The organism is Nocardia sp. bgisy118, from assembly GCF_057708605.1.
Genome location: NZ_JBYISM010000006.1, coordinates 13,322 through 39,244, shown reverse-complemented (window position 1 = coordinate 39,244; position 25,923 = coordinate 13,322). Strand labels below are relative to the sequence as shown.

General features: G+C 70.5%; 17 protein-coding genes and 1 pseudogene. 6 read left to right on the top strand and 12 right to left on the bottom strand.

The window, feature by feature from the left end; genetic code table 11:
- Position 1: 1 nt before the first annotated feature.
- On the bottom strand, positions 2 to 3,757 hold the full coding sequence (locus tag AC3EO7_RS09425; RefSeq protein ID WP_435590999.1) for a nitrate reductase subunit alpha: 3,756 nt from the start codon (positions 3,755 to 3,757) through the stop codon (positions 2 to 4).
- A gap of 444 nt (positions 3,758 to 4,201) precedes the next feature.
- Between AC3EO7_RS09425 and AC3EO7_RS09420 the strand changes: the two genes are divergently transcribed.
- From AC3EO7_RS09420 to AC3EO7_RS09410, 3 genes are all read left to right on the top strand, one after another.
- Positions 4,202 to 4,630 (top strand): YdeI/OmpD-associated family protein, encoded by a 429-nt coding sequence (locus tag AC3EO7_RS09420; protein ID WP_435591093.1) that lies wholly within the window; start codon positions 4,202 to 4,204, stop codon positions 4,628 to 4,630.
- Between the two features lie 455 nt (positions 4,631 to 5,085).
- Positions 5,086 to 5,946: a helix-turn-helix transcriptional regulator gene (locus AC3EO7_RS09415; protein ID WP_435590998.1), complete on the top strand. Its 861-nt coding sequence runs from the start codon at positions 5,086 to 5,088 to the stop codon at positions 5,944 to 5,946.
- Positions 5,947 to 6,347: 401 nt separating this feature from the next.
- The gene (locus tag AC3EO7_RS09410; RefSeq protein ID WP_435590997.1) at positions 6,348 to 7,289 is read left to right on the top strand and encodes a hypothetical protein; all 942 of its coding nucleotides are present in this window, start codon (positions 6,348 to 6,350) and stop codon (positions 7,287 to 7,289) included.
- A 51-nt stretch (positions 7,290 to 7,340) separates the two neighbouring features.
- Here AC3EO7_RS09410 and mtnC read toward each other — a convergent pair whose 3' ends face one another.
- The 10 genes and pseudogenes from mtnC to AC3EO7_RS09360 all read right to left on the bottom strand — a co-directional run bounded on the left by mtnC (position 7,341) and on the right by AC3EO7_RS09360 (position 16,669).
- On the bottom strand, positions 7,341 to 8,024 hold the full coding sequence (gene mtnC, locus AC3EO7_RS09405; protein WP_431967921.1) for an acireductone synthase: 684 nt from the start codon (positions 8,022 to 8,024) through the stop codon (positions 7,341 to 7,343).
- A complete protein-coding gene (locus AC3EO7_RS09400; RefSeq protein WP_431967923.1) occupies positions 8,021 to 8,596 on the bottom strand; it encodes a 1,2-dihydroxy-3-keto-5-methylthiopentene dioxygenase in 576 nt (191 codons plus the stop codon). The genes mtnC and AC3EO7_RS09400 overlap by 4 nt, the downstream gene beginning before the upstream one ends.
- A complete protein-coding gene (gene mtnA / locus AC3EO7_RS09395; protein ID WP_435590996.1) occupies positions 8,593 to 10,257 on the bottom strand; it encodes an S-methyl-5-thioribose-1-phosphate isomerase in 1,665 nt (554 codons plus the stop codon). Before mtnA ends, AC3EO7_RS09400 begins: the two co-directional genes overlap by 4 nt.
- Before the next feature lie 80 nt (positions 10,258 to 10,337).
- The gene (locus tag AC3EO7_RS09390) at positions 10,338 to 10,685 is read right to left on the bottom strand and encodes a DUF1330 domain-containing protein (RefSeq protein WP_435590995.1); all 348 of its coding nucleotides are present in this window, start codon (positions 10,683 to 10,685) and stop codon (positions 10,338 to 10,340) included.
- Between the two features lie 369 nt (positions 10,686 to 11,054).
- Positions 11,055 to 12,466: pseudogene (locus AC3EO7_RS09385) on the bottom strand (sulfatase-like hydrolase/transferase); the annotation flags it as partial.
- A 172-nt stretch (positions 12,467 to 12,638) separates the two neighbouring features.
- Positions 12,639 to 12,803 carry a hypothetical protein gene (locus AC3EO7_RS09380; RefSeq protein WP_431967929.1) on the bottom strand — a complete coding sequence of 55 codons (165 nt, stop codon included), beginning with the start codon at positions 12,801 to 12,803 and terminating at the stop codon, positions 12,639 to 12,641.
- Between the two features lie 122 nt (positions 12,804 to 12,925).
- A complete protein-coding gene (locus AC3EO7_RS09375; RefSeq protein WP_435590994.1) occupies positions 12,926 to 14,665 on the bottom strand; it encodes an NTP transferase domain-containing protein in 1,740 nt (579 codons plus the stop codon).
- A 96-nt stretch (positions 14,666 to 14,761) separates the two neighbouring features.
- Positions 14,762 to 15,505: a VOC family protein gene (locus tag AC3EO7_RS09370; protein ID WP_435590993.1), complete on the bottom strand. Its 744-nt coding sequence runs from the start codon at positions 15,503 to 15,505 to the stop codon at positions 14,762 to 14,764.
- 9 nt (positions 15,506 to 15,514) lie between these two features.
- A complete protein-coding gene (locus AC3EO7_RS09365; protein WP_435590992.1) occupies positions 15,515 to 15,835 on the bottom strand; it encodes an MGMT family protein in 321 nt (106 codons plus the stop codon).
- A gap of 57 nt (positions 15,836 to 15,892) precedes the next feature.
- Complete coding sequence (locus AC3EO7_RS09360) at positions 15,893 to 16,669, bottom strand: alpha/beta fold hydrolase (RefSeq protein ID WP_435590991.1); 777 nt, start codon at positions 16,667 to 16,669, stop codon at positions 15,893 to 15,895.
- A gap of 152 nt (positions 16,670 to 16,821) precedes the next feature.
- Here AC3EO7_RS09360 and AC3EO7_RS09355 point away from each other — a divergent pair, with 152 nt between their 5' ends.
- Together AC3EO7_RS09355 and AC3EO7_RS09350 are read left to right on the top strand one after the other, a co-directional pair.
- Positions 16,822 to 20,715 carry a PD-(D/E)XK nuclease family protein gene (locus tag AC3EO7_RS09355; RefSeq protein WP_435591092.1) on the top strand — a complete coding sequence of 1,298 codons (3,894 nt, stop codon included), beginning with the start codon at positions 16,822 to 16,824 and terminating at the stop codon, positions 20,713 to 20,715.
- Positions 20,712 to 24,299 (top strand): ATP-dependent helicase, encoded by a 3,588-nt coding sequence (locus AC3EO7_RS09350; RefSeq protein ID WP_435590990.1) that lies wholly within the window; start codon positions 20,712 to 20,714, stop codon positions 24,297 to 24,299. Before AC3EO7_RS09355 ends, AC3EO7_RS09350 begins: the two co-directional genes overlap by 4 nt.
- Before the next feature lie 13 nt (positions 24,300 to 24,312).
- Here the strand turns inward: AC3EO7_RS09350 and AC3EO7_RS09345 are convergent, their stop codons facing one another.
- The gene (locus tag AC3EO7_RS09345) at positions 24,313 to 24,705 is read right to left on the bottom strand and encodes a DoxX family protein (protein WP_431967943.1); all 393 of its coding nucleotides are present in this window, start codon (positions 24,703 to 24,705) and stop codon (positions 24,313 to 24,315) included.
- A gap of 142 nt (positions 24,706 to 24,847) precedes the next feature.
- Between AC3EO7_RS09345 and AC3EO7_RS09340 the strand changes: the two genes are divergently transcribed.
- Positions 24,848 to 25,912 carry a potassium channel family protein gene (locus AC3EO7_RS09340; RefSeq protein ID WP_431967945.1) on the top strand — a complete coding sequence of 355 codons (1,065 nt, stop codon included), beginning with the start codon at positions 24,848 to 24,850 and terminating at the stop codon, positions 25,910 to 25,912.
- The last annotated feature ends 11 nt before the right edge of the window (positions 25,913 to 25,923 follow it).

Sequence of the window (25,923 nt, the reverse complement as noted above, 5' to 3'; positions counted from 1 at the left end):
ATCAGTACTCCACCTTCTGCGAGCGCCTGCGGATGGTTGTCACTTCGTCGCGCTGATTTCCGGTGGGGCCGTGGTAGTTCAGTGCGAAGGACTGCTGCGCGTACCCGCCGATGAGGTGCGAGGGCTTGATCATGATCCGGGTCAGCGCGTTGTGGATACCGCCGCGCTTGCCGCGCGCGTCGTTCACCTCGGGGGTGCCCTCGATGCGCGGCACGTCCACCGCGCGGTCCTGCGCGTGGTACATGAACACGGTGCCCTCGGGCATGCGGTGCGAGACGATGGCGCGCGCGACCACGATGCCGTTGCGGTTGATCGCTTCGATCCAATCGTTGTCGGCCACACCGATCTTCGCGGCGTCCTTGTCCGACATCCAGATCGACTGACCGCCGCGCGAGAGCGTGAGCATGTGCAGGTTGTCCTGGTAGGCGGAGTGGATCGACCACTTCGAGTGCGGCGTCAGATACCGCACGGTGACGCCCTTCTCGGTCACCGAACCCACGCCGGGCTCGCTGAACAGCGCGGTCATGTCGAGCGGCGGCCGGAAGATCGGCAACTGCTCGCCGAGCTCGATCATCCAGTCGTGATCGAGGTAGAAGTGCTGGCGTCCGGTGAGGGTGTGCCAGGGCTTGAGCCGTTCGGTGTTGATGGTGAACGGCGAGTACCTGCGCCCGCCGGTCTCGCTGCCCGACCATTCCGGCGAGGTGATCACCGGCACCGGCCGAGCCTGGGTGTCCGCGAAGGTGATTCGCTTGCCCTCGTGCTCGGCGGCCAGGTCGGCCATCTTGGTGCCCGTGCGGCGCTCCAGCGCCTCGAAGCCCTCGACGGCGAGCCGGCCGTTGGTGGTGCCGGAGAGCGCCAGAATGGCCTCGGCGGCGTGGGTGTCCTTGGCCAGCGACGGGCGACCCTGCGCCACACCCGAGACCACGGTGCCGTTCATCCCGGCCAGGTACTCGACCTCTTGGTCGGGATAGGTCGTGACGCCCTTGGTGGTGACGCCGAGGGTGTCGACCAGCGGGCCGAGCGCGGCCATCTTCTCGGCCACCTTCGGGTAGTCGCGTTCGACGACCACCAGCTTCGGCATGGTCTTGCCCGGAATCGGTTCGCAGTCACCGGCTTTCCAGTCCAGCACGCGGCCGCCCGCTTGCGCCAGCGCATCCGGCGAGTCGTGCTGCAACGGCACCGCGACGATGTCCTTGCGCTTGCCGAGGTGCTTCTCGGCCATCCAGGAGAAGCCGCGGGCGATCCGGTGGAACGCCTCGAAATCGGTCTTGGCCTCCCACGGCGGGGAAATCGCGGGGGAGAAGGCGTGCACGAATGGGTGCATGTCCGTGGAGGAGAGATCGTGCTTCTCGTACCAGGTGGCCGCGGGCAGCACGATGTCGGAGAAGAGCGTGGTGCTCGTCATCCGGAAGTCCAGGGAGAGCAGCAGATCCAGCTTGCCGGACGGCGCCTCGTCGCGCCAGACCAGCTCTTGCGGCCGCACGCCGGTCGCCTCGGTGGCCTGCAGGTTGGAGTCCGCGCCGAGCAGGTGCTTGTGGAAGTACTCGTTGCCCTTGCCGGAGGAACCGAGCAGGTTCGCACGCCAGACGGTCAGGCAGCGCGGGAAGTTCTCCGGGTCGTCCGGGTCCTCGCAGGCGAAGCGCAGTTCTTCCGACTTCAGCCCGGCCACCACGTGGTCGGCCGGGGTGGCGCCCGCGGCCTCGGCCTCGTCGACGAGGTCGAGCGGGTTGCGGTTGAAGGTCGGGTAGCTCGGCATCCAGCCCAGCCTGCTGGCCAGCGCGATGTTGTCGGCCGCGGTGCGGCCCGCGAACGCGCCCTTGCCGAGCGGCGAGGCGAACGACTGCGCGGTGAACGGGTCGTAGCGCCACTGATCGTTGGTCAGGTACCAGAACACGGTGCCCTGCATCTGGCGTGGCGGGCGCTGCCAGTCGAGGCCGAAAGCCAGAGTGGACCAACCGGTCACCGGGCGGCACTTCTCCTGCCCGACGTAATGCGCCCAGCCGCCGCCGTTCACGCCCTGGCAGCCGGTGAGCAGCGTGAGGGTGAAGAAGGCGCGGTAGATCTGATCGGAGTGGAACCAGTGATTGGTGCCCGCGCCCATCAGGATCATCGAACGTCCGCCGGAACGGTCGGCGTTGTCGGCGAATTCGCGCGCGATGCGCTCGGCCTGCTTGGCCGGGACGCCGGTGATGGTCTCCTGCCATGCGGGGGTGTACGGGGTGGAGGCGTCGTCGTAGCCCGTCGGCCATTCACCGGGGAGTCCGTCGCGCCCGACGCCGTACTGCGCGAGCAGCAGGTCGAACACGGTCGTCACGCGCTTGCCCGCGACCGTGATCGTCGGGACGCCGCGCAGCAGCACACCCGCCTTGTCGGTGTCGAAGCGCGGCAGGCGCACCGCGACGGGTTGATTGCCTTCCGCGCCATAGAGACTCAGCAGCGGGTCGACGTCGCCCAGGTCCAGGTTCCACTTGCCCGCGTCGCCCTCGGTGAAGCGGTGGCCGAGGGAACCGTTGGGCACCACGGGGTTTCCGGCGTCGTCCAGCAGCACGGGCTTGTGCGCCGCGCCCTCGGCGGTCTCGCCCAGATCGGCGGCGGTGAGGAACTTGCCCGCCAGCGCGCCGTCGTGGTGGTAGACACCCTCGGCGTCCCAGCCCTCCGGATCGTCCAGGCAGACCAGGTACGGCAGATCGGTGTAGCGCTTGACGTAGTCGAGGAACCGCGGGGTGTCGCGCTGGAGGAAGAACTCCTTCAGGATCACGTGACCCATCGACATGGCGAGCGCCGCATCGGTTCCCGGCCGCGCGGCTACCCACTCGTCGGCGAACTTGGTGTTGTCGGCGTAGTCGGGGGAGACCACGACCACCTTCTGACCGCGGTAGCGGGCCTCGGTCATGTAGTGCGCGTCCGGGGTCCTGGTGACGGGGACGTTGGAACCCCACATGATCAGGTAGCCCGCGTCGAACCAGTCGGCCGATTCCGGCACGTCGGTCTGATCGCCGAACACCTGCGGCGAGGCCACCGGCAGGTCGGCGTACCAGTCGTAGAACGACAGCATCGATCCGCCGAGCAGCGAGATGAACCGGGCGCCGACCGCGTGGCTGACCATCGACATGGCCGGAATGGGCGAGAAGCCCGCGACCCGGTCGGGGCCGTAGCGCTTGATGGTGTGCACGTGCGCGGCCGCGGCGATCTCGGCGGCCTCCCACCATTCCGCTCGCACGAAACCGCCCTTGCCGCGGGCGGACTTGTAGCGCTTGGCCTTCTCGGGGTCCTCGACGATGGACTCCCAGGCCAGCACGGGATCCTTCAGCCGTTCCTTGGCCTCGCGGTACAGCTCGAGCAGGGTGCCGCGCACGTACGGGTAGCGCACCCGGGCGGGGGAGTAGGTGTACCAGGAGAAGGACGCGCCGCGCGGGCAGCCGCGGGGTTCGTACTCGGGCTTGTCCGCGCCGACCGAGGGGTAGTCGGTCTGCTGCGATTCCCAGGTGATCACGCCGTCCTTGACGTAGATCTTCCAGGAGCACGAGCCCGTGCAGTTCACGCCGTGGGTGGAACGCACCACCTTGTCGTGCGCCCAGCGGTCGCGGTAGAACTCGTCGGCCTGGCGGCCACCGACCTTGTGCAGGCTGCGCTGGTCCGCGGAGACCTCACCGCGCTGAAAGTATTTGCCCAGCCGGAGCAATGCGTCACCGGCGTCGGAGGAAAGCGCGCCCGCCGGATCGGAGGGTGCCGAAACATGAGTGCGTGAGTTAACCACGACGCCCCCTTCGAGCTGTGAAATCGGGCTGTTGCACCGACTGTAAGGAGGTGAAGACGCGCGGCCAAACGATTCTCTCACAGCGCGCGAGAGCCGCCGGTGAGTTGTGAGGTCGCGGCAACCTGGCGGTCACTGGGCGGTTGCGATCGGCTGTCGATGACATTCACGTGACCTGGGCCGATGAGGGCTGACCGGGTTGAATGCGGCAGCGGGCGGGTGTTTCGGGGCCTTGCCGGTGAAGCTTTGGAAACCGGGGGTTCTCGGGCGGTTTACAATCGTTAACACAACCGACAGGGGTTGTTCGGGCCGAATTGTGGCGCCGCCCACTGCCCTCGTGGCTACCATGTCGAACCCCGATTCGTCCAGAGACTTGTGGTTCGCCATTTGTTTGCCGTCGTCCGGCGACAGCCCTCGGTGAGATGATTAGGTTCCGCGTATGCAGCGATTCGAGGCCGAAATCCAGACCGCGCGGGGTGGCGGCGCGCGTATATCGCGGTACCCGCCGACGTCGTCGCCGCGCTCGGCGGCGGAGGGCGGATTCCGGTACGGGCCGCTTTCGACGGCATCGAGTACACCGGCTCCATCGTGTCGATGGGCGGCGGACCGTGTCTCGGCATGCTGAAGGCGATCCGCGAGCGGCTCGGCAAGGGTCCCGGCGACACCGTCGTGGTCACCCTGAGCCGCGACACCGCCGAGCGGACGGTCGAGGTGCCCGAGGATCTGGCGGCCGCGTTGGCCGCGGCGGGCGTGCGACCGGCCTTCGACGCGCTCTCCCCTTCGCGACGCCGACAACTCGTCGACGCGATCGAGTCCGCCGAGCGCCCGCAGACGCGCGCTCGGCGGATCGGTGAGGCGGTCGCCGCGGCCGGATGACACGCGCACTCGTGCGTCGATCCTTTCCCGGCTCGGCCGCCTTTCCCGGTGCGAGAAATCTGACCGGCCGAATGTGCTTGGGCGCGGCGACTTTTCGCGAATAGAAAACCGACCGGTTGGAAATGGCGTGGAATCTGGTCCTGGGACCGATCGGCCCGGTCGTTCGGACTACTGCCGAATCGGCGGCTCGATGTGAATGGCCGTGGTGGAGGTCGATTTTCACGGCCATGAAGATTGCCGAATTGTAGCCATGACACGAAGCTTGTATGGAATATAAAGAAGGGATATCAGTTAATATCGTCCGCTATGAGTAACAGTCGAGATCGTTGAACGATTGGAGCCATGGACAACCCCCTTGTGGCCGCGGCGCCGACATCTCGGGAGCTTCGACACCGCTGCCACCTGGAAGTAGCCAATTGGTTGATACATCTACGGTTTCATAGGAGCGAATAGCTGTGTCACGCAAGTCGACCGAAGTCAGTCCAGGAGATCTGCTGCGTCCGCCGACCTTCGGCGGGTTGTTGCGTAGATTCCGCGACGACCGGCGGGTATCCAGGGAAAAGCTGGCATTCGCGGCGGGGGTCAGTTCGAGCTATATCACGCACTTGGAAGGCGGCGACCGAGCGCACCCGACCAAGGTGGTGGTGGAGGCGCTCATCGGATACCTGCACCGGGTCGCGCCGCTCTCCGATGCCGAGCGCAGGCACCTGTTCGACCTGGCCGGACTGGCCGAGGCCTCGGCTCCGACGGTCGCCGAGCTGCGTGCCGAGATCACCGAGGACATGCGCAACGGTCTCGTGGTGCACGAGCCGAACGCGGCGGGCTACCTGGACACCCGATGGAACGTCCTGTCGTGCAACGGCCCCTACGCCGCGATTTTCCCCGGCTTGCTCGAGGACGTGAACATCCTGCGCTGGTTCTTCGCAAACGAGTTGTCCAGGCGGGTGATGGTCGAATGGGAGCGCGAGGCCGCGCTCACCGTGGACTGGCTACGCGGACTCATCGGGCAGTCTGCGGGTGGTGACTGGTCCACCGAATTGCTCGACGAACTCGGGCAGTATCCGGAATTCCGCCGGATGTGGGCCGCGGGCGGCACCGCGTACGGCCGGGAAAGCCCGCAAATGCGGCTGCGCGATATCGAAACGGGCGAGCGCTTCAGCCTGGACGTGCAGTTGTTCCGGGTGGATTCCGGGAACCATCCGGGCCGGATGCAATTCTTCCTCGGCATCCGCACGCCGCAGGCGGCGTCGCACGGTGTGGGCCGGTCGGCCGCGGTCAACGGCTCTCGGACTGCTAGGTCCGCCGTGAACCCCTAGCGGCAGAGTGGTTTTCGGGTAGCACGTTCGGCACCGCGCCCGCCCGTCGACTTCTCGGCGCGGCGTCCCGTCGGCGTGCCACGGGCCGCGCCTGCGTGAAATCGGTTGGGGCGAAACCTGATCGGGCGAAGGCGGGTAGTGGCCGGGACCGGTCGGGCTACGCTGTCGAAATGTGTTGCGGGATAAATGCCGTGGTGGTGAACGGGTCACCGGCTCGGCGGTACTTCCACTGGACGGTGTAGGTACCTCACAGGGCGCGCGGCAAGTCCCACTTCGCCTGGACAACGGTCCGGGAAACGTATTTGATCCGTTTATCGGCGAGGTCGGGCAATTAGTTGCGACACTGTGGATCGATCTCGGACGACAACGGATTGCGCGAACATTGCGGGGAGTGAGTGCTCATGGTTGATGACATCGGTTTGGTACCGCATATCTCGCTGGCCGCTGCCGCGAACTGTGCCAACGGCACATTCGCGGTCTGCGGTGACGAGGGCAGGGCACTGTGGTACGGACCGTTTCTGGACGGCGACATCGACCATCCGCACGACGATCGTCTAGCGGGGGCGATGGCCGCCGCGAACCGGGCAGTGTGGCTGGCGGGCCGTGCTCGTGCCGACGCGGGCCACGCGGAGGCCACCCTGCGCCTGGTCGTGACCGAACCGGACATCGACACCGTCGCCTTGGCATGCACCGCGTCCATGTCCGGCTTGGTGCTGGATCTGGTCTGCTCGGAGGACAATCCGGCCCTGGATTGGTGCCAGGTCTTCGGCAGCCTGGACTGGAATCCGGGCGCGCTGGTCAGTTTGGTCGACGCCGGGGCGTTCGACCCGAGGTCCGGCAGGCATCTACGCGCAGTCGACACCCAGAGGAACAACGACATCGAGGAAGGGTTGCCCATGATCCGCAACGCAGGAGATATCGGTCCGGTGGGTGGGAAGCCGACGGTGGACCCCGGCGTCGAGCTGCGGGCCGCGCTCGAGGCGCTGCTGCTGCACGACGCCATCGGCCTCGACGCCAAGATGCGGCACGCGATCGCGGCCGCGGTGCACCTCGCGGTGGACACGCCGCACGGCCCGCCGGAGGACGCGGACGAGTTCCTCGGCCGCCTGGACGCCGCCTGGCTGCTGGCCGCCTGGGCCGGGAACGACACCGAGATGTCGCTGATCGCCACACTGGCCGCGGGCGACGTGCCCGCGTTGTCCTGGTGCGAACTGATGTTCACGACCGCGCTGGCGCCCTGGTCGACCAGCCCCATCGCGGTGCACGCGCGCCGGATCTTCGCGACGGTCCAGCACGGCCGCATCGGCGCCGTGCGTGCGCAGGTGCGTGCCTCCGGGGCCTGATACCCGGCACGCCTGTCCGCGTCCGGGTGGTAGGGGCCCGGAACCGGACGATCAGGCCGGATCGATCTCCGCGAAGGAGTCGATCCACCGGTGCGGTGGGCGCGGGGGATTGGGCTCGCCCGGCCGGTGCACTCCGATGGCCGACCATCCCGCCGCGACGGCCGCGTCGAGTTCCTCCGGATGGTCGGAGAGGAACAGGATCTCGTCGGCGGGCACGCCGATCGCGCTCGCGATCTTGTCGTAGGACGCGGCCTCGCGCTTCGGGCCCGCGGTGGACAGATCGAAATACCCGCTGATCGATGAACCGAGCTCGCCGCCGCGCGCGAAGGCGAACCAATCGCGCTGGTTGCGCACCGAACCCGACGAGTACACGTACAGCGTCAGCCCCGCGGCCTTCCATGCCGCCAGCGCGGGCGCGACGTCGGGGAAGAACTCGCCGTGCAGTGCGCCGCTGCGGAAGCCCTCGTGACAGATCAGGCCCTGCGCGGTCTTGAGCGGCTCGGCCTTCACGTCCGAGCCGAGCCAGCCGCGCAGGATCTCGGCCACCTCGGTGGTGTCCGCGTCCGGGCGTCCGGCCAGTTCCCTGGCGCCCGCGAGGACCGGCGCCGCCGCGTCCGCGCTGTTGTCGGCCAGCCACTGCGGCAGCCGATCCCGGGTGTAGCCGTAGAGGTCCTCGCGCACGGAACTGGTCGGGCTGGTGGTGCCCTCGATATCGAGGACGATCGCCCGGGTCACGACGCGGTGAGCAGTTCGTCGAGGGTGGGGAAGCCTTCGCTGATCCGGTCGCCGGTGAAGTCGCCGACCCAGCCGTCCTCCTCCTCGAAGAAGCGGATGGCGATGAAATCGGGCCGGGTGCCCATGTCGAACCAGTGCAGCGTGCCCGCGGGGACCGACAGCAAATCGCCGCCCTCGCAGACCACCGCGAGCACCTCGTCGCCCAGGTGCAGATAGAAGCAGCCGCGGCCTGCGGCGAAGTAGCGCACCTCGTCCTCGGCGTGCCGGTGCTCGTTCAGGAACTTCTCGCGGGCGCCCTTGGCGATCGCGGGCCACTCGGGGTTCGCGTCGTCGGGGTGGATGCGCGCGATATCGATGTGCTTGTAGCGGCCGGCGTCGTTCAGCTCGGCGACCCGGTCGGCGTAGTGGGCCAGCAGGTCGTCCGAGGGGATCGCGGCGGCGTCGTCGAGCGCGGGCCAGCGGTCGAACGTGATGCCGTGCGCGGCGAGTTCGGCGGCGATCACGGTGTCGTCGGTGGTCCGCACGCGCACGTCGGCGGCGTTGTCGGCGGCCATCACCTGGAGCAGGGTCATGTCGGTCCAATCTCGAGTGGCTCGGCGGGGGTGGCGAAGGCGTGCCTGCGCCCGGTGCGAATCACCAGCTCGCACAGGGCTTCCAGGCATTCGGCGCGATCGCGTGCCTGGGAGAGATTCTCCCCCCAGGTGGTGATGCCGTGCCCGGCGATGCACAACACGGGTGGGGCGGAGGGATTGTCGCGCAGATAGCGTTCGATGTCGGCGCCGATGCGCGGCACGTCGCGCCAGTTCGGGAACACCGGGATATCGATCGCCGTCGGATCGGCGGAACCGAGTCCCTTGATGAGTTCGAAATCGGTGATGCGCAGGATGGTTTCCCGCTCGGCCGCGCCCGCTTCGGTCGCCAGCACGGTCGCGTACGGCGAGTGCACGTGGACGACGGCCGCGGCGTCGGTGGTGCGGTACACGGCGGTGTGAATGGTGGTCTCGGCGGAGGGTTTCCGTCGCAGGCCCGGCAGCGGGGTGGAGTCCGCGACGGACACGGTCACCATGTCCGCGGGTGTCAGCTCGCCTTTCGACAGTCCGCTGCCGGTGATCACGGCGGTCGCGCCCGCGCGCACCGAGAGGTTGCCGGCGGTGCCCGGCATCCAGCCGCGCCCGTAGAGTTCCTTCGCGATCGCGGCGAGTTCGGCGCCCGCCGAATCATCTTCTCCCGCTTCGCCGTTCGTACCGTGCACCACGCCGTTCTCGGTGACGACCGCGGTGACCAGCTCGCTCGGCGTCACGTCGAAGGCCGGATTGAAGACCTCGGTGTTCGCGGGAGCCGTTGCGACACCGCCGAATCCGGTCACCTCGGCCGCGGCCCGCTCCTCGACGACGATGTCGTGGCCGGTGGCCGTGTTCGGGTCCCGCGTCGACTCCGGAGCCACCACGACGAACGGGATGCCGTGCCGGTGGGCGGCGAGTGCGACGGCGTAGGTGCCGATCTTGTTGGCCACGTCGCCGTTCGCGGTGACCCGGTCCGCGCCGACCAGCACGCAGTCGACCTGGCCGGTGGCCATCGCCCACGCGGCGGCCGAGTCGATGGTCAGCCGGTGCGGAATGCCCGCTTCGGCCAGCTCCCACGCCGTCAGCCGTGCGCCCTGTAGCAGCGGGCGGGTCTCGTCGACCAGCACGTTCTCGATCGCGCCGCGCTCGGCGAGCACCCGCAGCGCGCCGATCGCGGTGCCGAAGGCGCTGGTCGCCAGTCGGCCGGTGTTGCAATGGGTCAGCACCCGCAGCGGCCGGTCCGCGCACAGCCGCTGTACCAGGTCGGCGGCGTGCGTGGCGGCGGCCCGGTTGACGCGGCCGTCCTCGTCCAGCATGTCCAGGGTCTCGGCGAGCACCGCGTCGGCGCCCGCCGGAACACGGGTGCGGACCCGCTCGACGGCCCACGCCAGGTTCACCGCGGTCGGCCGTGCCGCGGCGATGCGGTCGGCCTCGGCCTGCACCCGCGCCTCGTCGACGACGCCGTCGGCGGTGTGCGCGGCGGTCGCGATGACCACGCCGAACGCGCCCGCGATCCCGATCGCGGGCGCGCCACGGATGGCCAGCGTCTCGAGCGCCTCGATGATCTCGTCCACCGTGCCGAGGCGCAGCTCCCGCACCTCGTGCGGCAGTCCGCGCTGGTCGATGGTGACCAGGGCACCGTCGTCCCAGACCAGGGAACTGTCGTCCATTCAGGCGCATCCTTTGTCGCGAATAACTGCATACTGCCTGGTAAACGGTATCCGACCGGCCCCGGTGGCCGACACCCGGCTCAGTGCTCGGCGGACTCCGCGCGCAGCTTCGCGGCTCGTTCGCGCGGGTCGTAATCGGGGCCGACGCCCTCGATGAGCAGCAGGTCGCCGTCGATGTGATCGGCCCGCAGGCGCAGGATCGCCTGGTACGCCGGGGAGTGGTACCAGGCCCTGGCTCGCGTCAGGTCCGGGAACTCGATCAGCACCATGCTGCCCGGCCAGTCGCCTTCCACCACCTCGACCGGCGGTCCATGGATCACGAACCGGCCGTCGAACGGGTCCAGGGTGTCCTGGATGCGTTCCAGATACTCCAGGATGTCCGGGTGCGGACGGCGGCTGCGCAGGTGGGCGAAGCCAAACGCGGACATGATCGATCCCTTCGACGCGGTGGGCCGCTGCGAGGCGAGCGGTGCGCCGAACGTATCGCCGCCCGCGCCGCGCGTCGATTACCCGCGAGGTAATGACGGGGCGTGGAAAGGTCGGTGGAGCAGGGGTTTTCATTCGGCGACGAACTCCGCCTCCCGCTCGACGGCCTCGATGATCGGACGCGGCACCCCGACCGGACCCGGCGTGTAGGTGACCGCGCGCAGGTCGCCGGTGTAGCGGAACGGACCCCGGCGTTCGCGCAGGTCCCAGGACACCGGGCCGCGCGCGTCGACGCCGACGGAGACGCCGGTCCACGGTGACATGCCGACCAGCTGCACCCGGTCGGTCAGCTCGGCGTGCGGGCCGCCCTGCACCTCGACGCGGAAATCCCAGCGCAGTCGCGGCCGCACGCGAGCGGTGACGGTGATCCGTCCGACGCCGGGCGCGAGAGGCGCGGTGGCGGTCTCGGCGTAGTCGCCGTAGCTGTTGACGCCGAGCACCACCCGCCCGTCCTCGATGTAGACCAGGTAGCCGCCCAGCGGATCGCCGTGCGCCACCAGCACGCCCTCGTCGCCCGGCCGGTAGCCGCCCAGCTCGACGGCGATCTCGCAGTCGCGGTTGGCGATCAGGCGCTGGGAGCGGTAGCGCTCCAGCGTCGGGGTGCCCGCCAGCAGGCGCACCGGCGCGGTGAAGCGGGCTTCCTCCGGCCGTCGCGCGACCAGATCCTGGCGGGTGAGCAGCGGGAATACCGTGTTGGCCCAGGCTTATTCGTCCCAGGCGGCGGCCAGCTCGGCGACCTTGTCCCGATGTCGTGCGGAGAGATCGTGCAGCTCGGTCGGATCGGCGCGCACGTGTACCTGGCGAATCGGCGGCGCTCCTCGTCGCTGAGCGAATCCCATTCGGCCGCTTCGTAACCCGGCTCGGTGTTGCGCGGCTTCTGCTCGGTGCACGGCGGGAAGATCCCCGCGGCGAGCTGGGCGGCGAACCTGTTCCGGCGCAGTTCGTCCCACCCCGCGGCGTAGCGGCCGCGATACCTGGCCAGGTCCTCGGGCTTGGCCTGCAAGGGACCGTGCATGGCGACGTGCGCGAAATAGAGGAAGAACGGTTTGGTCGCGTCGTGCGCGCGCAGGTCCTTCAGGTAGCCGATCGCCTTGTCGGTCAGGTCGTCGGTGAGGTAATAGCCCTCCGGGTACTCCTCGACATCCACCACCGAGCTGTCGGAGACCAGCTGATTCGGGTAGTAGAAGGAGTTCAGCCCCTCCAGCGAACCGTAGTACCGGTCGAATCCGCGCTGAGTGGGCCACGAGTCGCGGTGCGCCGCGGGGTTCATCGTGGCGTCGCGCACCAGATGCCACTTGCCCACCGCGTAGGTGGCGTAGCCGTTGTGGCGCAGGATCTCCGGAAGGGTCAGCACATCGTCGGCGAGCTCGAGCCGCAGGCCGGGGTAGCCGGGATCGGCGTTGGCGACGAAGCCGAAACCGGCTCGGTGGGCGTTGATTCCGGTCAGCAGCGAGGCGCGCGAGGGCGAGCAGAGCGGCGTGGTGTGGTAGTTGGTGAGGCGGACACCGTCGGCGGCCAGCCGATCCAGCGTCGGCGTCTCGATCTCGGAGCCGAACGGCCCGATGTCGCTGTATCCCATGTCGTCGACCAGCACCACGACGATGTTGGGCGCGCCCTCCGGCGCGGTGGGCGGGTACGTCCAGTCGGGTGTCGAGTCGGCGGTGGTGCGGCCGACGGCGCCGTTGAAGGATTCGTAACCGCGCGCGGAGGATGGAACAGCCATCTTTTCAGTAGACGATCGAAAAGGTGTGGCTTACCAGGGTTTGGCGCAGGGTGCGCGAAACCCGTGTGAGAGGCGTCGTACCCGGGCCGAGCATCCGAATTGAAAAAGATGGGTAAAGAAAGAACCGCGTCTGCCGGTTCCGCAGAAACCGGCAGACGCAGTTCGGAGTCATTCAGTTTTGGCCGTGACGCCGATCCCGCTCGCGCTGCTCTTCGGTCATGCGCTCGTTGGGATTCGACCCTGACCGGCCGATGCCCTGCTCCTGGCGCTGCTGTTGCTGCTGCCTCGGCATCTGCTTGGGCATTTTCTTAGGCGTTTTCTTCGACTTTTCAGCCATCTCCACTCGGTCCTTTCCGAAGTGATTGGATTCGCCTAACGACAATCACCATAGCGAGCGCGAATCAATCGGGGAAGAGAAGAGTGAAAATATGTAGAGACTCCCCGGTCGGCGACCGTTTTTCAGAGCGGCAGAAGTAGGAATTCCACGGAAATCCCGTCGGACGCCTCGGCGGGCACCACGACGAGGCCGTCGCGGTCGACGAGTCCGCCCAGATGGGCGGTGCGCACGGTCGGGTCGCCGATCCAGCCGCCGGTCGGCGCGATGCGCGCCGGAACGATACGCGGAACCGGACCCGACACGTCGGCGGCGTTGTGCAGCGGGCCGGTCAGCGGGCGGGCCGGGCGTGCTCCGGTCCGTCCCTCGACGATGGCGGGGGCGAGCGCCAACAGGGTGGCGACGGCCGCGAACGGATTCCCGGGCAGGCCGAGAATAGTTGTGCCACCTTCTGTTTCGGCGACAACGGTGGACCCGCCCGGACGCAGGCGGAGACGGGGGACGAGCACGCGGGCCTCGGCGCGCGCGATCGCAGCGCGGAGTTGATCGGCCGCGCCGCCACCCGTCGCGCCGACGATGACGAGCAGATCGCAATCGCTTGCGGCGGCGAGGACTTCGTCGAAGCCGTTGGGGGTGTCGCGCAGGTGCACCCGGTCGACGGTGCGGATGCCCGATCCGGCGAGCAGGTCGGGCAGGATCGGACCGATCGAGTCCCTGGTCTGTCCCGCGCGCAGCGGGCCCTCGCTGCGGATCTCGTCGCCGGTCATCACGATGCGCGCGCGGACCGGACCGCGCACCGCCGCCTCGGTGACCTCGACGCTGGCGGCCGCCGAGATCAGCGCGGCGGTCACCGGGGCGCCCTCCGGCGCGACCAGATCGCCGGGACCGCGGTCCTCGCCGCGGCGGCGGATGTCGTCACGGATCGGTGTGTCGGGTAGCCGGTGCAGGGTCTTGCCCGCGTCCACCCGCACGAACTCGTCACGGACCACGGTGGTGGTGCCGTCGGGCACGTGCGCACCGGTGGCGATGCGCACCGCCTCGCCGGGCAGCAGCCCGACCGGGCGCTGTCCGCCCGCGAAGCCGATGTCGCGGCGCAGCCGCCACGGTCCGTCCCCGGCGACGGCGTACCCGTCCATCGCGGACACGTCGAAGCGGGGCAGCGCGTCCGCCGCGGTGAGCGGCGCGGCCAGTGCCGCACCGCGCACGCTCGGCAGGTCCGTCCGGTAGACGGTGAGCCGGGTGAGGCTGTCGCGCAGCGTGTTCCGTGCCTCGTCGAGTGTCATGGGCGTGGTGTCCGCGGCCAGTGCCCGCGCCTTGCGTACTTCTTCCTCGGTGTCGCAGTCGGCGACACCGGCCAGGCCGACGATCACGGTGTCGGCGGGCACCAGCGCCTTCATCGGCTGGTTGATCAGCGAATCCAGTTCGGCGAGTGCGGAACTGAGCGCGGAGCGCCGCCAGACGCCGATCAGGTACTGCGGGCGGCCCGACTCGTCGGCGGCGAACACCGCCTCGGCGCCGGATTCCGCTTCGTGCCTGAGCAGTTCGGCGATGGCCGAGGGTGTCAGGAACGGCATGTCGGCGGCCAGCACCACCACCAGCGGCGCGGTGGAGCCGGCCAGCGCGCGCAGCCCGGCATCGATCGCGGCGACCGGGCCCGAACCCGGCGGCACCTCGCGGACCTGCCGGATCGCCGGATTCAGCTCCGGCCGGTGCGGTCCGACGACCACGGTGTGCCCACGACCCGCGACCGCGGCGAGCGCCGCGTCCAGCATCGAGCGGCCGCCGATCACGATGGCGGGTTTGTCCACCCCGCCCATGCGGCTGGCCCGCCCGCCGGCGAGCACGATCGCGTCGGCGGCTGTCAACGGATTGGCTCCGCAGTGAGGTACACCATGTCCGAAATGCTAATTCGGGCGCGGGGCGGGCGGGGCAGGCAGCCCGTCGGAGGGGCGATCCCGAGCTCAGACCCTGGACAGGTCGGGCGATCGGCGCAGCAGGCAGAACTCGTTGGTCTCCGGGTCGGCGAACACGGTATTCCGTCCGCCGCCGCTGTCGCCGAGCGGGACGGCGCCCGCCGCGAGCAGCCGCGCCGCCTCGCGCGCGGGATCGTCGGTGGGGAACGCCGCGAGATCGAGGTGCAGCCGATTGCGTCCGCTCTTCACGTCCGGGGTGCGGACGAACTCCAGCCAGGACCCGAGCCCTGTGGCGGAACGCAGACCGGCCACGTGCGGGCCGGAATGCGCGATCGGCCAGCCCGAGGCGGCCGACCAGAACCGAGCGAGCCGCGCGGGCTCATGGGTGTCCATCACGATGGCCGCCACCGCGCCGGTGTCCACGTACTGCTCCCGCGGTTCCAGCACGCAGAATTCGTTGCCCTCGGGGTCGGCGAGCACCGCCCACGGCGTCCCGCCCTGTCCGATGTCGACGTGCCGCGCCCCCAGTACCAGCGCCCGGTCCACCTGGACGCGCTGATGGTCGAGCGAGCGACTGGCCAGGTCGAGGTGCAGGCGGTTCTTGCCGCTCTTCGCGGTGTCGGCGGCCAGGAAGGTCAGCGCGATGTCCAGGCCGTCGGGGTCGGGCGCGGCGACGTCGACCCGGTCGGCCCGGTCGACGGTCACCGACCAGCCGAGCAGCTGCGCCCAGAACTCCGCGACGACGCGCGGCCGCTGCGCATCGAAGACGACACACGCCAGGCGGGTGGACATGATTCCACGTTAACGCCTTGGCGGATCCGGAAGTTCGGGAAACCGGAAACGCGCTTCGCGCAGATCCACCCGGCCCTCCCTGATCGGCACGCCCTCGGCCGCGAGCAGCCGCAACTGGCGGTCGGTCAGGTGGGCGGCGGGCTTGCCGCCCGCGCCGAGCACGCGGTGCCACGGCAGGTCGGCGGCGTCGGTGCGCATGATCCAGCCGACCGTGCGCGGGGTGGAGAGCCCGACCGCGGCGGCGATGTCGCCGTAGGTGGCGACCTTGCCGGAGGGAATGCTCGCGACGAGCTCGCGGACCCGCTCGATATCGGCGTCGGAGGTCGGCACCGGACAAATGTGCCCTGTCGAGCGGGGGTCGTCAACAGCTCGCGCGGACCGGAAGGTCTACAGGGCCGCCTGGATCAGTGCGGCGGTCTCGGCCGGACGCGCCTGGGCGACCATGTGGTCGCAGTCGAATTCGTGCACGGTCAGTCGCGGGCCCAGCTGCGCGACGAGGGCGGCGCGGAACTCGGGCGTCACGAACGGCGGCTGCACCTTCATCGCCTGCACCAGCACCGTCGGCACGTCGGCGGGCGGCAGCACGAACCCGCGAGCCAGCTGGCCCCAGTAAGAAATGACGGCGGGCAGACTCAGCCGCCAGCCGACCCGGCCGTCCTCGGTGGGTGTCAAGTGCTCGGCGAGCTCGGCCTCCAGCAGCCGGGGTTCGACGTCGTGCCAGGCGCTGGCGAGTTTGTCCCGGCGCGCGTCGTCGACATCGGCGTAGTCGGGGTGCGCGACCGTCCTGACCGCGATGTCGGCGAGCAGGCTCGCGTCCTCCGCGATCGCGGGATCGAGCAGGACGAGCCCGCGCACCAGCTCCGGATGGCGAGCGGCCAGGTGCACGGCGACCGCGCCGCCGAAGGAATGGCCGACCACCAGCACCGGGCCGTCGGTCTCGGCGGCGAGCAGGTCGACCAGGTCGGCGACGACCGTCTCGAAGTCCCACGGCGGCAGCGCGGTCGACCGGCCGTGTCCGCGCAGGTCCGGCGCCACGACGCGGACATCGGAGAGGTGCTCGGCGGCCAGCGCGGCCCAGCGGTGGCCGTGCCCGGTCAGCCCGTGCAGGGCGAGCACGGTCGATCCTTCGGCGGGACCGAAGCGGTGAACGTGGAGAGTCGACACCGGCCCATTCTGTCGGGTCGGGCGGCTCGCCGCTCGGAAGGGCCGCCGGGGCGGCGGCGTCCCGGTGTCGCGGAGGTGGCCGTGACGTGGACAACGTCCGGCCGGAGTGGGCCGATGGCGTGTCAGCCCTGTCTGTTGCAATAGCCGACGTGGTGCGATCGGATAGCGCGGTGCGACTTGTTCGCCGGAACGCAACGGCACCCCGGGCAGGGCTCTGGGGCGCCGAGGTGTGCCCGCTGCTCGAGGCCATGGCGGTCGTCGGGCCCGCGCGCCCGGGATGGCGACCGTGGCAGGTGCTCGGCGGTCCGGGGACCGGCAAGACCGCGCTGCTCACCGATCTGGCGGCCACCCGCATCGCGGCCGGGGCCGATCCGGAATCGCTGCTGCTCCTGACCCATTCGAAGCAGGCGGCGGCCGCGGTGCGCGACGCCGTCACCGCGCGACTGAGCGGGACCGGCCCCGACGACGAAGGCGGCGTGCCCGGCGCCACCAGGGAGCCGCTGGTGCGCACCCTGCACTCCTACGCCTTCGCCGTGCTGCGCAGGCACGCAGCCGCGCACGGCAACCCGCCGCCGCGTTTGCTGACCGGTGCCGAGCAGGATGCCGTGCTGCGCGAGATGCTGCGCGGCGACCTCACCGACATCGCCGACGGCGCGACCGGTCTCTGGCCGGAGCGGTTGCAGCCCGCGCTCGGCCTCGCCGGGTTCGCCGAGCAGTTGCGCAATCTCATGCTGCGGGCCACCGAACGCGGCATCGGCCCGGAGGATCTGGTGGCGCTCGGCCGCGAACACGACAAGCCGGAATGGGTGGCGGCGGGCCGCTTCGCGGAACGCTATGAGCAGGCCATGCTGCTGCGCTGGTCGGTCGGCGTCGAAGCGCCGGAGGCCACCGCGCCCGCGCTGGACGCCGCGGAACTGATCGGCGCGGCGCTCGACGCGCTGGCCGCCGACCCGGATCTGCTCGCCGACGAACGGTCCAGGATCGACTATCTGCTGGTCGACGACGCGCAGCACCTCGATCCGCAGGCCGCGACCCTGGTCCGCGTCATCGGCGCGGCGGCGCACTGCGCGGTCGTCGCGGGCGATCCGGACCAGGGCGTGTTCGCTTTCCGCGGCGCCGACCCCCGGTTCGCCGCCGATCCCGGCGCGCCGGAGGAGCGGCGCGTCGTGTTGCGGCACAATCATCGGTCCGGCGCCCAGGTGCGGCTGGCGGTCGCGCGGGTCGCGGCCAGGTTGCCGGGCAGTGCGCCGCAACGGTTTCCGGTGCCGGACCCCGAGGCGACGCAGGAGGACGACGGCGTCGCGGTCCGCGTCCGCGTGCTCGCCACGCCCGCCAAGGAGGCCGCGCTGATCGCCGATCATTTGCGGCGCGCGCATCTCACCGGCGGGGTGCCCTGGTCCGAGATGGCGGTGATCGTCCGTTCGGTGCCGCTGTCTCTGGCCCCGTTGCGGCGCGCGCTGCTCGCGGCGGGCGTGCCGGTGCGACAGCCCGCGCTGGACGTGCCGCTGGCCAGGCGGCGCGGCGCGGCCTGGATGCTGCTCGCGTTGCGCGCGCTCCTCGCTGGTGAACGGTCGCGGCGAGCCGGGGAGGCGATGTTCTCCGCCGAGGACGCGCTCGATCTGCTCTCCGGGCCGCTCGGCGGCGCGGACCAGATCACCCTTCGGCGCTTGCGCCGCGGGGTTCGGCGTGCGGTGCTGGAGGTGGAGCGCGGAACGGCGAAAAGGGCCGAGGGGCAAGCGTGGGCCGAGGCGCTGGCCTCGGACGACGTGCCGCCGCCGGATGACGCTCCGCCACTGGACGATGCTCTGCCGCCGGACGTCGCGCCGCTGCCCGAGGATGCCTTTCCCCTCGATGACGACCTGCCGCCCGATGACGTTTCGGAGAGCTTGCCGCTACCCGCCGACGTGCCCCAGCCGGACGGCTCGCTTCAGGAGCGGCCCGATGCCGACCTCGCCCCCTCGCAGAGCCTCGCGCCGCACGACCCGCCCTGGAATGACGCCGAATCGGACTGGAGCCCAACCGAATCCGAGTGGACCGCCGCCGATCCGGAGTCGATCGTCAGCGAATCCGAGTGGCGGGAAGCCGATCTCGAGTGGGGGTTGGAGGTCGCCGAGCACGCCGACGACAGCTATGTGCCGAGCCGTCCCGGTGACGAGCGTCCGGCCCCCGGCGGGGCGGCCGGGAACGGGGCCGTGCCCGACGATGCCGGTGGCAACGAAACCCGCGGCGACACCGTGAGTCCCACCCTGCTCGAGCAGTCGTCGGCCGAGGTCCTGCGCGATCTTCTCGTAGGCATCGGCGATCGGGCGATCCTCGATCGCCTCACCGACGTCGAGGCCGCGCCGCTGCATCGCGTGCTCGCCGCCCTAGACCGCGGCCGCAAGGCGCGCAGACGGGCCACCGGTCTGGAGGACGTGCTCTGGGCGCTGTGGACCGCTTCCCGCCTGGAACGGCGCTGGGTCGCCCAATCCGAACGCGGCGGCGCGGTCGGCATGCAGGCCGACCGCGACCTCGACGCCGCCGTCGGCCTGTTCGACGCCGCGGCGGCCTACGTCGACCGTATTCCCCGCGCCGGCATCGAGGGCTTCGTGGAATACCTTCTCCAGCAGGAGATTCCGCAGGACACCGCCCCGCTCACCGCGCCGGGGGAGGCCGTCGCTCTGCTCAGCGCGCACGCCGCGGCGGGCCGGGAGTGGGACGTGGTCGCGGTCGCGGGCGTGCAGGAGGGTATCTGGCCCAATCCGCGGCCGCGCGGCACCCTGCTGCACACCGAGGATCTGGTCGACCTCAGCGTGGGCATCGGTTTGTCAGGCGAATCGGTCAGCCGCGCCGCGCCGATCCTGGCCGAGGAGCGCAGGCTGTTGCTCGTCGCGTGCAGCAGGGCCAGGCGCTCGCTGCTGGTGACGGCGGTCGAATCCGTTTCGGGCGAACGGGATCTGGTGCCATCCCGCTTCCTGTCCGAGCTGCTGGGTCACGACGACGACACCGAGCCGGGCGCGCTGCCGGTCGCCGACCCCGGTCGCGCCCTCGTCATGCATTCGCTGGTGGCCGAGTTGCGCGGCGTGGTCTGCGACGCGGAGGCCGACCCGGAGCGCCGTCGCAGGGCCGCGCACCAGCTGGCCAGGTTGGCGCACGCCGGGGTGCGCGGCACCCACCCCGAGGAGTGGTACGGCACCGCCGAACTCAGTTCGGCGCGCCCGCTGTGGGACGACGAGGAGACCGCGGTCGCGCTGTCGCCGTCCACCGTGGAACTGCTACGCACCTGCCCGCTGCGCTGGGCGTTGGAGCGGCACGGCGGCACCGACGGCGACAATCCGCACGCCGTCAAGGGCAATCTGGTGCACACCCTGGTGCAGGCGCTGGCGGGCAAGGTGCCCGAGGCACAGGTGCGGGCGGCGCTCGACCGGGCGTGGCAGGCCATCGATCCCGGCACCGGCTGGCATTCCCGCCAGGAGCTGCGGCGCACCGAGGCGATGCTGGAGACGTTCATGGCCTGGGTGCGCAATACCCGCGGCGAGCTCACCCAGGCCGGTGTCGAGGTGCCCGTCGACTGCGTGCTGCCGCCGCGTGACGACGACGAACCGCCGGTGCGCATCAAGGGCCGGGTGGACCGGCTGGAGCGAGATGCCATGGGCCGCTTCGTGATCGTCGACGTGAAGACCGGCAAGACTCCCATCAGCAAACAGGCCGCCGCCGACCACGCGCAGCTGGCGACCTACCAGGTGGCGGCCGCGCTGGGCGCGCTGGACGGATCGGGCCCCGCCGAGAGCGACCGGACACCAACGGAATCCGAGTCTGTCGGCGAGCCGGGCGGTGCCCGCCTGGTGTATGTGGCCAAGCCGAGCAGCAAAGAGGGCGCCACTCAGCGCATGCAGGAGCCGCTCGACCCCGAGGCGCTCGACAAGTGGCGAACGACGATCCACGACGCCGCCGCGTCCACCCGCGGCCCGAGCTACCTCGCCATGCGCAACGACGGCTGCCGTCACTGCGCGGTGGCCGGCAGTTGTCCGGTGCAGGACACCGGAAGGCAGGTGACCGACGAGTGAGTCACCCCGCCGTGACGCCTCAGCGGATCGCCGAGGCGCTCGGCCTGCCACCCCCGACCGACGAACAAGCCGCGGTGATCGCCGCACCGCCCGGACCCACGCTGGTGGTCGCGGGCGCGGGCGCGGGCAAAACCGAGACGATGGCCGCGCGCGTGGTGTGGATGGTGGCCAATCGGCTGGTGCTGCCCGATCAGGTGCTCGGCCTGACCTTCACGCGAAAAGCCGCCCAGCAGTTGACCGCTCGCATTCGGACCAGGCTGGCGCGGCTGGCGGGTTCGCCACTGCTGCGCGAGCTGGACCCGTCCGGGGAGTTGCGCGCGCAGCTGTCCGGGGCCGAACCCGAGATCAGCACCTACCACTCCTACGCGGGGCGGCTGCTCACCGAGCACGGCCTGCTGCTTCCGGTGGAGCCGTCGGCGACCCTGCTCACCCAGACCCAGCTGTGGCAGCTCGCGCACCAGGTGGTGCGGGCGTGGGACGGTGACCTGGACACCGACCGTACCCCGGTCTCGGTCACCGAGGCGGTGCTCGCGCTCTCCGGTCAGCTCGCCGAACACCTGGTGGAAGCCGAACAGCTCGCCGAGGCCCACACCGAACTGGAGAAGCTCGTGCACACCCTGCCCGCCGGTCCGCGGCAGCGCGGCGGGCCGAGCCAGGCGCTGCTGTCCATCGTGCAGGTGCAGCGCGAACGTGTTGCGCTGTTGCCGCTGGTCCAGCAGCTGGCCGCGGCGCTGCGCCGCAGGGGCGCACTGGATTTCGGCGCCCAGATGTCGCTGGCCGCGCGGCTCGCGGCCGAGCATCAGGAGGTGGCCACCGCCGAGCGAGGGCGCTTCCGGTTGGTGCTGCTCGACGAGTACCAGGACACCGGCCACGCTCAGCGCATTCTGCTGGCCGCGCTGTTCGGGGGCGAAGCGCCCCCGCCGCGCGACGAATCGGGCCGCGCCGCACGGCGTCTGGCGGTGACCGCGGTCGGCGACCCGATGCAGTCCATCTACGGCTGGCGCGGCGCGTCCGCGGCCAACCTGCCCCGCTTCGCCACCGACTTCCCGCTGGCGCCCGGCGTGCCCGCGCCGATCCTGCCGCTGCTGACCAGCTGGCGCAATCCGCCCGAGGCCCTCGCCCTCGCCAACCTGGTCGCCGACCCGTTGCGCCGCACCGCGCTCGACGCGGGCGGTGTCACCGTCGACGCGCTGCGCGCCAAACCGAGCGCGGAACCCGGTGTGGTCGCGGTGGCGCTCACCGAAACCGTCGCGGACGAACGGGATTGGGTCGCCGAGCGGATCGCCGCCGAATGGTCGGCGCGGCACGGCGCGGGAGAGCCGCCGCCGACGTCGGCGATCCTGGTGCGCCGCAACGCCGATGCCGCCCCGCTCGCGGAAGCCCTGCGCGCTCGGGGGCTTCCGGTGGAGATCGTCGGCCTCGGCGGCCTGCTCGCCACACCCGAGGTGGCCGATATCGTCGCCACCCTGCGCCTGGTCGCCGAGCCCGCCGCAGGAAGCGCGGCCGTGCGTGTCCTCACCGGAGCACGCTGGCGCATCGGTGTCGCCGACCTCGCCGCGCTGGCCCGGCGCGCCAGGGCGCTGTCCATCAGCAGACTGTCCGGCGGCGAGAGCGACGAGATCACCGACGGCGCCGCGCTGGCCGCCGCGTTGCGCGAGGTGGCCCCGGAACCGGCCGAGCAGGCCGGGCTGGCCGACGCGATCGCCGATCCCGGTCCGCAGGAGAACTATTCGGCCTCGGGCTACACCCGCATCGAGGCGCTCGGCCGGGAACTCGCCGCCTTGCGGGAACGCAGCGGCCAGCCACTGGTCGAGCTCGTGGCCGATGTGGAGCGCACCATCGGCGTCGGCGTCGAGACCCAGGCGCGCCGTGCCATGGCAGGCACCGGAGCGGGCCGCGAACACCTGGACGCGTTCGCCGAGGTGGTGGCAGGCTACGCCGCCGACAACGGAGCCTCGCTGACCGGTCTGCTCACCTTCCTCGCCGCCGCCGAGTCGGTCGAGAACGGGTTGGAGCCTGGCGAGGTGGAGGTGGCCAAAGACCGCGTGCAGGTGCTGACGGTGCACGCGGCAAAAGGGCTGGAATGGGAGATCGTCGTGGTGCCGCACGTGGTGCGCGGGGTGTTTCCCTCGGGCGCTGCCTCGGCGACCTGGCTCGGCGCGCTGGCCGAGCTGCCCACCTCGCTGCGCGGCGACCGCATCCAGGACGACGCCGCCGAGGGCGTCCCGGTCCTGGATCTCGCGGATCTGTACGACCGGGCCGACCTGGAGGCCGCCATCAAGGCGCACAAGTCGGCGCTGGACCGCAGGCGCCTCGACGAGGAGCGGCGGCTGTTCTACGTCGCGCTCACCAGAACCGAACGGGTGCTGCTGGTTTCGGCGCATCACTGGGCCGAGACCGGCTCCGCGCCGAAGGGGCCGTCGGACTTCCTGCTGGAACTGAAGAACGCGAGCGAGTCGGCCGACGGACCGGCGTTCGGCGTGCTCGACATCGCGAGATGGGACGATCCGCCCGAGGTCGACGCGGTCAACCCGTTCACCGACAATCCGGCGAGCGCCGAGTGGCCCCGCGACCCGCTCGGACCCCGCCGCGATCCGATCGAGCAGGGCGCCGCCCTGGTCCGCTCCGCGCTGAGGGACCTGCGCGCCCAGCCCGCCGACGCGCGAGTCGCCGCCGGAAAGTCCGCCACGGGTGCGCCGCCTGCCGGACCCGCGCCGAGCGTGGCACCCCAGGCGGAACCCGACGCCCTGTTCTCGGTCGACGAACTCCTCGCGCCGACTGACGATTTCGCACCGTTCCCCGACGACTTCGAGCCGCCGCCGGACGAGCTCGCCCCCGAGGATCAGGCCGCCGATCCGGACGATCCGGAAGGCTGGGCCGCCGACGTGGACGCCCTGCTCGCCGAGCACGAGGCGGGCCTGGCCGCGGCCCAGGAGGTGGAACTGCCCGGCCAGATCCCGGCCACCGCCCTGGTGGAGATGCGCGCCGATCCGGCGAAACTGGCTCGGCGCCTGCGCCGTCCGCTGCCGTACCCGCCGAATCCGCTGGCCCGGCGCGGCACCGCGTTCCACGCCTGGGTGCAGCGCTGGTTCGCGGGCACCCGGTTGCTCGGGCTCGACGAACTCCCCGGCGCGGGCGAGCCCGATCCGCACGACGCGAGCGTCGACGCCGAACTCGCCAGGATGCAGGACGCGTTCCTGAATTCGCCGTGGGCGCACCGCAGTCCGCTCGATGTGGAGGTGCCCTTCGAGACCTCGATCGCGGGAACCGTGATCCGCGGCCGGATGGACGCGGTGTTCGCCGAGGCGGGCGGCGGCTGGACCGTGGTCGACTGGAAGACCGGCGCCGAACCCGGTCCCGCCGACGAACCGGCCGTGGCCATGCAGCTGGCCATCTACCGGCTGGCCTGGGCCCGCCTGATGGCCGCCAGGCACGGCGGCACCGAACGCGAGATGCTCGAGATGATCGGCGCCGCTTTCCATTACGTGCGCTCGGGACGCACCATCGCGCCCGCCGAGCTGCCCGGACCCGAGGAGCTGGCCGCGCTGATCCGATCGGCCGCGCCCACCAGGCAGGACGAGTGACCCGTGTGGGTCTTCAGCTCTGGCGCGAAACTTTCAGCGCCGTGGTGACCAGCGGGATCTGCAACGGCAGCCGGAGCACGCTGCCGATCTTCAGCACCCGCGAAGCCTTCTCGCTGCGCGTCACGTCGACGGCCATCTGCACGTTCGCCGGGAACACGGCGACGAACAGCAGCGCCGCCAGCCGTCCGCCGAGACGCCGGGTGCGCGGCGCCGCGAGCGCGGCGGCCACGCCGAGCTCGGCGACGCCCGACGCGTAGGTGTAGTCGCGCGCTCGGCCGGGTAGCAGCCTGGGCACGATGGAGTCGAAGAACTTGGGCCGCGCGAAATGCATGACCCCGCTGCCGAACAGCAGGGCCGCCAGAAACAGCGCGGGCCGCCTGCCGGGGGTCGGTCGAATGTCTGCCATGAGTACTCACCCTGACATTCACCGAGTGTTCGCGTCGAGTCAGGGTGGCGCGACAGCGACCCGGTAGGCTCCCGTGCTGTGCCGGAGGGAGAGACAGTGCCGGAGATAGACCGCGCGGCGAACGGGCGGGCAGGTGAGAACGATGCTCGGTGATTTCGGGGATCGCGCGGGACGAGCAGGTCTGTCGACCCGTCCCGACTTCGCACTCGTCGGTCTGCTGCGAATCCCGGAGACACAGATCAGCCCGTGGGTCTCGCTGAGCCGCAGGATCGCGTTCGCCATCGGACTGCTGTTCACCGCGGCGCTGGTGGTGTACGTCGGGCGGGCGGGTTATCGCGACAACACCGGCGACGAACTGTCCTTCCTCGACGCGTTCTATTACGCGACGGTGTCGCTGTCCACCACCGGCTACGGCGACATCACCCCGGCCTCGCCCGAGGCACGGCTGGTGAACATCGTCATCGTCACCCCGCTGCGCATCCTCTTTCTCATCGTGCTCGTCGGTACCACGATCAGTGTGCTGACCGAACGATCCCGTCAGGCATTCAAGATTCAGCGTTGGAGGCGCAGCGTGCGTAATCACACCGTGGTCGTCGGATACGGCACGAAGGGACGCACCGCCATCGACGCCATGCTCGGCGACGGCGTGCAGGCCGCCGAGATCGTGGTGGTCGACACCGACACGATCGCGTTGGAGGCGGCCGCGAACGCGGGCCTGGTGACCGTGCACGGTTCGGCCACCCAGTCCGACGTGCTGCGGCTGGCCAGCGTGCAGAACGCGGCGTCGGTCATCGTCGCCGCCAATCGCGACGACACCGCGGTGCTGGTCACCCTGACCGCCCGCGAGCTCAACAAGAAGGCCAAGATCGTGGTCGCCATCCGCGAGGCCGAGAACACCCACCTGCTGCGCCAGTCCGGCGCCGATTCGGTGGTGGTGTCCTCGGAGACCGCGGGCCGTCTGCTCGGCATCGCCACCACCACCCCGACCGTGGTGGAGATGATGGAAGACCTGCTGACCCCGGAACAGGGTTTCGCGGTGGCCGAGCGCGAGGTCGAGCCGAGCGAGATCGGCGGCTCCCCACGGCATCTCAGCGACATCGTGCTCGGCGTGGTGCGCGGCGGCGATCTGATCCGGGTCGGCGAGCCGGAAGTGGACGCGATCGAGGCGGGCGACAAACTGCTCTACATCCGGCGAGCGGCGAAGTGACCGCGTTCGGA

Excerpts from the sequence above, each read along its gene's own strand:
- AC3EO7_RS09410 (WP_435590997.1), top strand. The coding sequence starts at position 6,348 with ATGGTTGATGACATCGGTTTGGTACCGCATATCTCGCTGGCCGCTGCC.
- AC3EO7_RS09400 (WP_431967923.1), bottom strand. The coding sequence starts at position 8,596 with ATGACCCTGCTCCAGGTGATGGCCGCCGACAACGCCGCCGACGTGCGC.
- mtnA (WP_435590996.1), bottom strand. The coding sequence starts at position 10,257 with ATGGACGACAGTTCCCTGGTCTGGGACGACGGTGCCCTGGTCACCATC.
- AC3EO7_RS09390 (WP_435590995.1), bottom strand. The coding sequence starts at position 10,685 with ATGTCCGCGTTTGGCTTCGCCCACCTGCGCAGCCGCCGTCCGCACCCG.
- AC3EO7_RS09380 (WP_431967929.1), bottom strand. The coding sequence starts at position 12,803 with ATGGCTGAAAAGTCGAAGAAAACGCCTAAGAAAATGCCCAAGCAGATG.
- AC3EO7_RS09370 (WP_435590993.1), bottom strand. The coding sequence starts at position 15,505 with ATGTCCACCCGCCTGGCGTGTGTCGTCTTCGATGCGCAGCGGCCGCGC.
- AC3EO7_RS09345 (WP_431967943.1), bottom strand. The coding sequence starts at position 24,705 with ATGGCAGACATTCGACCGACCCCCGGCAGGCGGCCCGCGCTGTTTCTG.
- AC3EO7_RS09340 (WP_431967945.1), top strand. The coding sequence starts at position 24,848 with ATGCTCGGTGATTTCGGGGATCGCGCGGGACGAGCAGGTCTGTCGACC.